The sequence below is a fragment of the Helicobacter pylori genome (assembly GCF_009689985.1).
GTDB classification, from domain to species: domain Bacteria; phylum Campylobacterota; class Campylobacteria; order Campylobacterales; family Helicobacteraceae; genus Helicobacter; species Helicobacter pylori_CG.
Genome location: NZ_QBAW01000020.1, coordinates 1 through 2,108, shown reverse-complemented (window position 1 = coordinate 2,108; position 2,108 = coordinate 1). Strand labels below are relative to the sequence as shown.

At 42.0% G+C, this 2,108-nt stretch carries 1 protein-coding gene; it reads left to right on the top strand.

The window, feature by feature from the left end:
* Window positions 1-27 precede the first annotated feature (27 nt).
* Window positions 28-2,108, top strand: a 2,081-nt coding sequence (gene sabA / locus DBU79_RS07665; RefSeq protein WP_326731487.1) for a Hop family adhesin SabA/HopD, incomplete at its 3' end; no start/stop codon positions are given.

Below are 2,108 nucleotides of genomic sequence, written 5' to 3'. Positions count from 1 at the left end.
AAGAAAAATCTATCAAAAGGAGAAAACATGAAAATCAAAAAATCCCTCTTGCTCTCTCTTTCTCTCATGGCTTCATTATCAAGGGCTGAAGACGATGGATTTTATATGAGTGTGGGCTATCAAATCGGTGAAGCGGTTCAACAAGTGAAAAACACAGGAGCATTGCAAAATCTTGCGGACAGATACGATAACTTGAGCAACCTTTTAAACCAATACAATTACTTAAATTCCTTAGTCAATCTAGCCAGCACACCAAGCGCGATCACGGGTGCGATTGATAATTTAAGCTCAAGCGCGATCAACCTCACTAGCGCTACCACCACTTCCCCCGCCTATCAAGCTGTGGCTTTAGCACTCAATGCCGCTGTGGGCATGTGGCAAACTATAGCCCTTTTTATTGGCTGCGGCCCTGGCCCTACCAACAATCAAAGCTATCAATCGTTTGGCAACACACCAGCCCTTAATGGGACAACCACCACTTGCAATCAAGCGTATGGGACAGGCCCTAATGGCATTCTATCCATTGACGAATACCAAAAACTCAACCAAGCTTATCAAATTATCCAAACCGCTTTAAACCAACATCAAGGAGGCGGGATGCCTGCCTTGAATGACACCACCAAAACAGGGGTAGTCAACATACAACAAACCAATTATAAGACCACTACACAAAACAACATCATACAGCACTATTATGATAAGAATGGGAAAGAGGTTCCAACCTATTATTCAGGCGGATCAGCATTCTCGCCTACAATACAATTGACATACCATAATAACGCTGAATACCTTTTGCAACAAGCCGCTACTATCATGCAAGTCCTTATTACTCAAAACCCACATGTGCAAACGAGCAATGGCGGTAAAGCGTGGGGGTTGAGTTCTACGCCTGGGAATGTGATGGATATTTTTGGCGATAGTTTTAACGCTATTAACGAGATGATCAAAAACGCTCAAACAGCCCTAGCAAAAACTAAACAGCTTAACGCTAATGAAAACGCCCAAATCACGCAACCCAACAATTTCAACCCCTACACTTCTAAAAATAAGCAATTCGCTCAAGAAATGCTCAATAGAGCTGAAGCTCAAGCAGAGATTTTAAGCTTAGCCCAACAAGTTGCGGACAATTTCCACAGCATTCAAGGGCCTATCCAAAGCGATTTAGAAGAATGTAAAGCAGGATCGGCTGGTGTGATTAACAACAAAACTTGGGGTTCAGGCTGCGCGTTTGTGAAGGAAACTTTAAACTCTTTGGAGCAACACACCGCTTATTATGGCAATCAGGTCAATCAAGAGAAAGCTTTGGCTCAAACCATTTTGAATTTTAAAGAAGCCCTTAACACTTTAGGGAACGACTCAAAAGCGATCAATAGCGGTATCTCTAAATTGCCTAACGCTAAGCCACTTCAAAACATGACGCATTCTACTCAAAACCCTAATTCCCCAGAAGGTTTGCTCACCTATTCTTTGGATACCAACAAATACAACCAACTCCAAACCATCACGCAAGAATTGGGCAAAAACCCTTTCAGGCGCATCGGCGTGATTGACTATCAAAACAATAACGGCGCGATGAACGGCATCGGCGTGCAAGTGGGTTATAAGCAATTCTTTGGCAAAAAAAGGAATTGGGGGTTAAGGTATTACGGCTTTTTTGATTACAACCATGCTTATATCAAATCTAATTTTTTTAACTCCGCTTCTGATGTGTGGACTTATGGGGTGGGTATGGACGCTCTTTATAACTTCATCAACGATAAAAACACCAACTTTTTAGGCAAAAATAACAAGCTTTCTGTGGGGCTTTTTGGTGGTTTTGCGTTAGCTGGGACTTCGTGGCTTAATTCCCAACAAGTGAATTTGACCATGATGAATGGCATTTATAACGCTAATGTCAGCACTTCTAACTTCCAATTTTTGTTTGATTTAGGCTTGAGAATAAATCTCGCTAGGCCTAAGAAAAAAGACAGCGATCATGCGGCTCAGCATGGCATGGAATTGGGCGTGAAAATCCCTACCATTAACACGGATTATTACTCTTTCATGGGCGCTAAACTAGAATACCGAAGGATGTATAGCCTTTTCCTCAATTATGTGTTTGCTTACTA